The sequence below is a fragment of the Streptococcus sp. HMSC068F04 genome (assembly GCF_001837455.1).
Taxonomy (GTDB): Bacteria; Bacillota; Bacilli; order Lactobacillales; family Streptococcaceae; genus Streptococcus; species Streptococcus salivarius_D.
On the sequence record NZ_KV832478.1, the window covers coordinates 1 to 7,823 of the forward strand.

The 7,823-nt window shown below is 40.5% G+C and carries 5 protein-coding genes and 5 tRNA genes; all 10 read left to right on the forward strand.

The window, feature by feature from the left end:
- The first annotated feature begins 41 nt into the window (after positions 1–41).
- Positions 42–122 (forward strand) — tRNA-Tyr (locus tag HMPREF2571_RS04350).
- 5 nt (positions 123–127) lie between these two features.
- Positions 128–198 (forward strand) — tRNA-Trp (locus tag HMPREF2571_RS04355).
- Positions 199–209: 11 nt separating this feature from the next.
- Positions 210–282 (forward strand) — tRNA-His (locus HMPREF2571_RS04360).
- An 8-nt stretch (positions 283–290) separates the two neighbouring features.
- A tRNA-Gln gene (locus tag HMPREF2571_RS04365) sits at positions 291–362 on the forward strand.
- 9 nt (positions 363–371) lie between these two features.
- Positions 372–455 (forward strand) — tRNA-Leu (locus HMPREF2571_RS04370).
- Between the two features lie 51 nt (positions 456–506).
- On the forward strand, positions 507–4,901 hold the full coding sequence (locus tag HMPREF2571_RS04375; protein WP_049529005.1) for a PolC-type DNA polymerase III: 4,395 nt from the start codon (positions 507–509) through the stop codon (positions 4,899–4,901).
- 163 nt (positions 4,902–5,064) lie between these two features.
- Positions 5,065–6,306 carry an aminopeptidase gene (locus HMPREF2571_RS04380; protein WP_013989920.1) on the forward strand — a complete coding sequence of 414 codons (1,242 nt, stop codon included), beginning with the start codon at positions 5,065–5,067 and terminating at the stop codon, positions 6,304–6,306.
- Between the two features lie 19 nt (positions 6,307–6,325).
- Positions 6,326–6,556 (forward strand): GlsB/YeaQ/YmgE family stress response membrane protein, encoded by a 231-nt coding sequence (locus HMPREF2571_RS04385; protein WP_002886331.1) that lies wholly within the window; start codon positions 6,326–6,328, stop codon positions 6,554–6,556.
- A gap of 132 nt (positions 6,557–6,688) precedes the next feature.
- Positions 6,689–7,117 (forward strand): MarR family winged helix-turn-helix transcriptional regulator, encoded by a 429-nt coding sequence (locus tag HMPREF2571_RS04390; RefSeq protein WP_002886332.1) that lies wholly within the window; start codon positions 6,689–6,691, stop codon positions 7,115–7,117.
- A gap of 87 nt (positions 7,118–7,204) precedes the next feature.
- Entirely contained in the window at positions 7,205–7,750 is a 546-nt protein-coding gene (locus HMPREF2571_RS04395; RefSeq protein ID WP_045768742.1) for an NAD(P)H-dependent oxidoreductase, read from the forward strand.
- The last annotated feature ends 73 nt before the right edge of the window (positions 7,751–7,823 follow it).

A 7,823-nucleotide genomic window follows, 5' to 3' on the forward strand; every position in this document is an offset into this window, starting at 1 on the left:
TCGGCGGTTCGATTCCGTCTCGCGCCATTTGTTTATATTTTGGAAGGGTAGCGAAGAGGCTAAACGCGGCGGACTGTAAATCCGCTCCTTCGGGTTCGGGGGTTCGAATCCCTCCCCTTCCATAGTTACGGGCATAGTTTAAAGGTAGAACTAAGGTCTCCAAAACCTTCAGTGTGGGTTCAATTCCTACTGCCCGTGTTAGTAAAGTGGCGAATGTGGTGAAGTGGTTAACACATCAGATTGTGGCTCTGACATTCGGGGGTTCGATTCCCCTCATTCGCCTATATTTTTGGGGTATAGCCAAGCGGTAAGGCAAGGGACTTTGACTCCCTCATGCGTTGGTTCGAATCCAGCTACCCCAGTTATACTTTGCCGGCGTGGCGGAATTGGCAGACGCGCTGGACTCAAAATCCAGTGTCCGCAAGGACGTGCCGGTTCGACCCCGGCCGCCGGTATAAGTTACACTCCTTAAGGAGTGTTTTTTTGTCTATAGGAGTTTATTTTTTATGTCTGATAAATTTCAGCTTCTCTTAAAACAAATTCGTTTTCCTGAGGATCACGATGCTTTTAAAGAAATTAAAGATGGTTCTATTGAAACAGTAAAGCTATTTAAATCAAAACGCCAATGGTTCTTTGTTTTTTCTTTTCCTAGTGTTCTGTCTTATGAGTCTTTTGCTCTTTTTGATAGTTTACTTCACTCTTCTTTTAATTCTTTAGGTGCTAAAGCTTCTTTTGAGATTCGTTTAGTTTCTACTGCTTGCGATGATTCTTTACTTGGAGATTACTTTTCATATGCTTTAGATAGTTTAAAAGTGTCACACTTTTCTACTTATTCTTTATTCTCAAATCTAAAGGTTGAGATTTCGAATAATAGTATTTTTGTTAAGGCTCCAGAGCATATTATAAAGGAAAATTTACAAGATAGATTTATTTCTTTGATATCTAAATCTCTTTCTCAAGTTGGTTTATCTGATGTATCCATTTCTGTTGTCGAAGATAAGGAAGCTTCATCTTCTTTAGAAGAGGCTTACCAAACAAATAAGGTTTCTTTACAAGAACAAGCTGAGTCTCAAGCAAGACAAGCGCTTCAATCTATTCTTGAAAGTGCCCCAGCACCGAAACCTGTGACCGAACCATCACAAAATTTTGCTGAGAAACAAAGTCAACGTCAAGCTAGTTTTGATAAGGCTGAAATAACGCCAATGGTTGATATTAATTCTGAAGAGAATCGTGTTGTTTTTGAAGGATATATTTTTGATGTAGAGCAACGTGAAACTAAGACGGGTCGAATTATTATTAATTTCAAGGTAACTGATTATACCTCTAGTTTTGCTATGCAACGATGGGTCAAAGATAGTGATGAGCTTGCTAAGTTCGATATGATAAAAAAGGGGAACTGGGTAAGGGTTCGTGGCCGTATCGAGAATAATCCTTTCACTCATAGTCTGACTATGAATGTGCAAGATATTAAAGAAATTTCACATACTCCTCGTAAGGATTTGATGCCTGAGGGACAAAAGCGTGTAGAATTTCATGCGCATACCAACATGTCTACTATGGATGCAATGCCAACTGTTGAAGATCTTATTGATACTGCTGCCTCTTGGGGACACCCAGCAGTTGCTATAACAGATCATGCTAATGTTCAGAGCTTTCCTCATGGCTACCATAGGGCTAAGAAAGCTGGGATTAAGGCTATTTTTGGTCTTGAAGCCAATCTTGTTGAGGATAAAGTTCCTATTGTTTATAATTCTGAGGATTTGGAATTAAAAGAAGCAACTTATGTTGTATTTGACGTTGAGACAACGGGCTTGTCTGCTGTTCATAATGATTTGATTCAGATTGCGGCATCAAAAATGCATAAAGGTAATATTATTGAGCAATTTGATGAATTCATAGATCCAGGACATCCTCTTTCTGCATTTACTACTGAGTTGACCGGTATTACTGATAATCATGTTAAGGGTGCTAAACCTTTAGTGCAAGTTTTACAGGAGTTTCAAGAATTCTGTCAAGGAACTGTTCTAGTGGCCCATAATGCGACCTTTGACGTTGGTTTTATGAATGCCAATTACGAAAGACATCAGTTACCAACAATTTCACAACCGGTTATTGATACTTTAGAATTTGCACGAAATCTTTATCCTGAGTATAAGCGTCATGGTTTGGGTCCTTTGACGAAGCGGTTTGGTGTGGCTTTGGATCATCACCATATGGCCAATTATGATGCGGAAGCTACGGGTCGTTTGTTGTTTATCTTCATAAAAGATGTGTTTGATAAGCACGGTTTGACTAATCTGGAACAGTTGAACACGGAGTTGGTTTCTGAAGATTCGTATAAAAAATCTCGTGTCAAACATGCAACTCTATATGTTCAGAATCAAACTGGCTTGAAGAATATCTTTAAGTTGGTAAGTCTATCAAATGTCTCATACTTTGAGGGAGTAGCACGTATTCCTCGTACGGTCTTAGATGAGTATCGTGAGGGAATTATTGTAGGTTCTGCTTGTGCTGATGGTGAGGTTTTTGATACGCTTCTGTCTCACGGTATTGACAAGGCGGTTGAAGTTGCCAAATATTATGACTTTATTGAAGTTATGCCACCGGCAATTTATGCTCCCTTGATTGCAAAGGATTTAATCAAGGATGAGGCGGCTATAGAACAACTGATTAGAGATTTGATTGAAGTCGCTAATCGTCTGGACAAGTCTGTGCTGGCTACAGGAAATGTACACTATATCAACCCTGAGGATGCCATTTATCGTGAAATCATTGTTCGCGCTTTGGGACAAGGAGCCATGATTAATAGGCCAATTGGTAAGGGAGAAAATGCGAAACCTGCTCCTTTACCTGAAGCTCATTTTAGGACAACTAACGAGATGCTAGACGACTTTGCCTTTTTAGGAAAAGACTTAGCCTATGAAATTGTTGTAACTAATACGCAGGCTATGGCAGATCAAATTGAAGAGGTTGAGGTTGTCAAAAAAGACTTGTACACACCTTTCATTGATCGAGCGGAAGAACAGGTTGCGGAGATGACATATGCTAGAGCGTTTGAGCTCTATGGTAATCCTTTACCTGATATTATTGACCTGCGAATTGAGAAAGAGTTGTCTTCAATTCTTGGTAATGGTTTTGCCGTAATCTACCTGGCTTCGCAGATGCTAGTTAACCGTTCAAATGAACGTGGCTACCTAGTTGGTTCGCGTGGATCTGTCGGATCTAGTTTTGTTGCGACGATGATTGGAATTACTGAGGTCAATCCGATGCCACCTCATTATCTATGTCCTAATTGTCAACACTCAGAGTTTATTACAGATGGTTCCTATGGATCTGGCTTCGATTTGCCTGATAAGGAATGTTCAGAATGTGGAACGGAGTATAAAAAAGATGGTCAGGATATTCCTTTCGAGACCTTCCTAGGTTTTGATGGGGATAAGGTACCTGATATCGATTTGAACTTTTCCGGAGATGATCAGCCATCAGCCCACTTGGACGTTCGTGATATTTTTGGAGAACAATATGCTTTTCGTGCCGGAACAGTAGGAACTGTTGCAGATCGGACTGCTTATGGTTTTGTTAAAGGTTACGAACGTGATTACAATAAGTTTTACCGTGATGCCGAGGTCGATCGTTTAGCCATGGGGGCTGCGGGTGTTAAGCGAAACACTGGTCAGCACCCGGGTGGTATTGTTGTTATTCCAAATTATATGGATGTCTATGATTTCACACCTGTTCAATATCCGGCTGATGATGTAACGGCTGCCTGGCAGACGACTCACTTTAACTTCCACGATATTGATGAGAACGTGTTGAAGCTTGATATTCTGGGACATGATGATCCGACTATGATTCGTAAGTTGCAGGATTTATCAGGAATTGATCCAAAAGATATTCGAGCAGATGATCCAGATGTAATGAAACTTTTTTCAGGGACTGATATTTTAGGAGTAACACCTGAACAGATTGGGACACCAACGGGAATGTTGGGAATCCCTGAGTTTGGGACTAACTTTGTTCGTGGTATGGTCGACGAGACGCATCCGACGACCTTTGCGGAACTCTTACAGTTATCTGGTTTGTCCCACGGAACAGACGTTTGGTTAGGTAATGCACAAGATTTGATTAAGGAAGGTATCGCCACTCTGAAAACAGTTATCGGTTGTCGTGATGATATCATGGTATACTTAATGCATGCGGGATTAGATCCTAAGATGGCCTTCACAATCATGGAACGTGTGCGTAAGGGGATGTGGTTGAAGATTTCCGAAGAAGAGCGTAATGGCTATATTCAAGCTATGCGTGAAAATAATGTTCCAGACTGGTATATTGAATCTTGTGGTAAAATCAAGTACATGTTCCCTAAAGCCCATGCGGCAGCCTACGTTATGATGGCCCTACGTGTAGCTTATTTCAAAGTGCACCATCCTATTTATTACTATTGTGCCTATTTCTCAATTCGAGCTAAAGCATTTGAGCTTAAGACGATGTCTGCGGGTCTTGATGCTGTTAAAGCTCGAATGGAAGATATTAAGGAGAAACGCCAACGAAATGAAGCGACTAATGTTGAAAATGACTTATTTACGACGCTTGAAATTGTCAATGAAATGTTAGAACGTGGCTTTACCTTTGGTCAGTTGGATCTTTATAAGAGTCAGGCAACTGAATTTCTGATTGAAGGAGATACTTTGATTCCACCGTTTATTGCACTTGAAGGTTTGGGTGAGAACGTTGCTAAGCAAGTGGTTGCTGCGCGTGAGGAAGGTGAATTCCTTTCCAAGACAGAATTGCGTAAACGAGGAGGTCTATCATCTACCTTGGTTGAAAAATTGGATGAAATGGGAATCCTAGGAAATATGCCAGAAGATAATCAATTAAGTCTTTTTGATGATTTCTTTTAATAGCTAAAGAGAATCGTCATCAACTTTGAGAGAATGGAGTCAGTCTCTGTTCTCTTTTTGTTTAGGGGGCTGCATGAGATGCTAAAAAGCCAAAGCTGAGAGGAAACCTTTTTCTTCGTCTTATGGTATACTGATAGAAAATTATAGTTTCAAGGAGTTAATTATGGTTTTACCAAATTTTAAAGAAAATCTTGAGAAATATGCTAGATTACTGGTTGCTAATGGGATTAATGTACAACCTGGTCACACAGTGGCCTTGAGCATTGATGTAGAACAAGCAGAGCTAGCTCATCTCTTAGTTAAAGAAGCCTATGCTCTAGGAGCAGCTGAGGTAATCGTTCAATGGTCAGATGATATTATTAATCGCGAGCGCTTCTTGCATGCTGATATGGACCGCATCGAAGAGGTTCCTGCTTATAAAAAAGCTGAGATGGAATATTTGTTGGCCAAGAAGGCAAGTCGCTTAGGCGTTCGTTCATCAGATCCAGGTGCCCTTAATGGTGTAGCTCCGGAACGTTTATCTGCTCATGCTAAAGCTACTGGAGTGGCCTTTAAACCTATGCAGGTGGCAACTCAGTCTAATAAGGTTAGTTGGACTGTAGCTGCTGCAGCTGGTAAGGAATGGGCTAAGAAGGTCTTTCCTGATGCTTCGAGTGATGAGGAAGCTGTAGATTTACTTTGGGATCAAATTTTCAAGACCTGTCGTGTTTATGAAGAGGATCCTGTACGTGCCTGGAAGGAACATGCTGACCGTTTGGATGCTAAAGCACGCCTACTCAATGAGGCACAATTCTCAGCCTTACACTACCAAGCACCTGGAACAGATTTGACTCTAGGATTGCCTAAAAACCATGTTTGGGAGTCTGCAGGTGCCATTAATGCGCAAGGTGAAGGTTTCCTTCCTAATATGCCAACAGAAGAGGTCTTTACGGCACCAGATTTTCATCGTGCAGATGGTTATGTCTCAAGCACAAAGCCTCTAAGCTACAATGGTAATATTATTGAGGGAATCAAGGTAACCTTCAAAGATGGTGAAATTGTAGATATCACAGCGGATCAAGGTGATGAAGTGATGAAGAATCTCGTCTTCAACAATAATGGAGCGCGTGCTCTAGGTGAATGTGCTTTGGTTCCAGATCCAAGTCCGATTTCACAGTCAGGCATCACTTTCTTTAACACTCTTTTTGATGAGAATGCATCCAACCACCTAGCTATTGGAGCAGCCTATGCTACTAGTGTTAAGGGAGGGGCAGACATGACAGAAGAGGAGCTTAAGGAAGCTGGACTTAATCGTTCTGATGTACACGTAGACTTTATGATTGGTTCAAATCAAATGGATATTGATGGTATCCGCCAAGATGGTAGTCGTGTACCGATCTTCCGAAATGGGGATTGGGTAATCTAAGTATGATGGAGAATTTATCATGATTGGAAGTATGATAGTTGGTTTTCTAATTGGCCTTATTGCCTCTGCTATATCAAATAGGGGTGAACATATGGGCTGTATTGGTAAGACCTTTGTTGGATGGCTAGGTGCTTTTGTTGGTCAGCTTCTTTTTGGAAATTGGGGACCGATGCTAGCAGATACTGCTATCGTTCCTTCAGTACTAGGTGCTGTTATCTTATTAGCCCTTTTTTGGAATCGTAATAGTTAGAAATGAAAGAGTTCTGAGGTATTGGTTAGATATCTAAGGACTCTTTTTTCTTATTTTTTCATTTTCATATACCACTTTTAGAAAAACTGTGGTAGAGTAATAAAAACAGCATCTATTTGGAAAGGACTAGAAATGAGTGACTTAGATAAAAACATGGCTGTAAAAAGTATGGTAGTTATGCGTAAGGCTTTTCGTACCATCGATGCCAAGGTTTCTGAGACCTTTAAAGAATTTAATTTGACACCAACTCAATTTGGTGTCATGGACGTGCTTAATGCCAAAGGACGTATGAAGATTGGCGAATTAATTGACCGCATGCTTGCCACCTCCGGGAATATGACTGTTGTCATTAAAAATATGGAGAAAAAAGGTTGGTTGACGCGAGAAGCCTGCCAAACAGATAAGCGTGCTTTCGAGGTTGATTTGACGGATGAGGGCCGTCGTATTATTCAAGCAGCAATCCCGCCACATCAGCGAGCTATTGAGGAGACTTTTTCCGTTCTGACACCTGAAGAGCAGGCACAGTTGGTAGAGCTCCTGAAAAAATTTAAGAATGTCTGAGCATATTTCTTTATATTTCTAATGGAATTATATATATTACTATGTAGTAGTAAATATTAATTATTAGAAATACAAAGGAAACGTATCATGAAAAACATTCTATTTATCGTTGGATCTCTTCGCAAGGGATCATTTAACCACCAATTAGCAGAAGAAGCTGAGAAAATGCTAGCTGGTAAAGCTAATGTTTCTTATCTTGACTATAGTCAAGTACCTGTTTTTAATCAGGATTTAGAAAGTCCAGTTCTTCCAGTTTTGGCAGAAGTTCGAGAACAGATCTTGGCAGCAGACGCAATTTGGATTTTTTCACCGGTTTATAATTTCTCAATTCCTGGGCCAGTGAAAAATTTGCTTGACTGGTTGAGCCGTGCCCTTGACCTATCAGATCCTTCAGGGCCATCAGCTCTTCAAGATAAGATTGTAACCGTGTCATCAGTTGCTAATGGTGGTCACAATCAACTTTTTGATGCCTACAAAGACTTGTTACCATTTATCCGTACCCAAGTGGTTGGTGATTTTACAGCGACACGTGTAAATGATACAGCCTGGGCAGATGGGAAATTCCTAGCAACTGAAGAAGTTCTTGAAAGCCTTCAGAATCAAGCGGAAGCTTTGATTGAAGCGATTAAATAAGAATAATGAATACCCGAGGTTTCTAGCTTCGGGTATTTTTATATCTTGAATTGTCAAATTAAGTGCATACTTT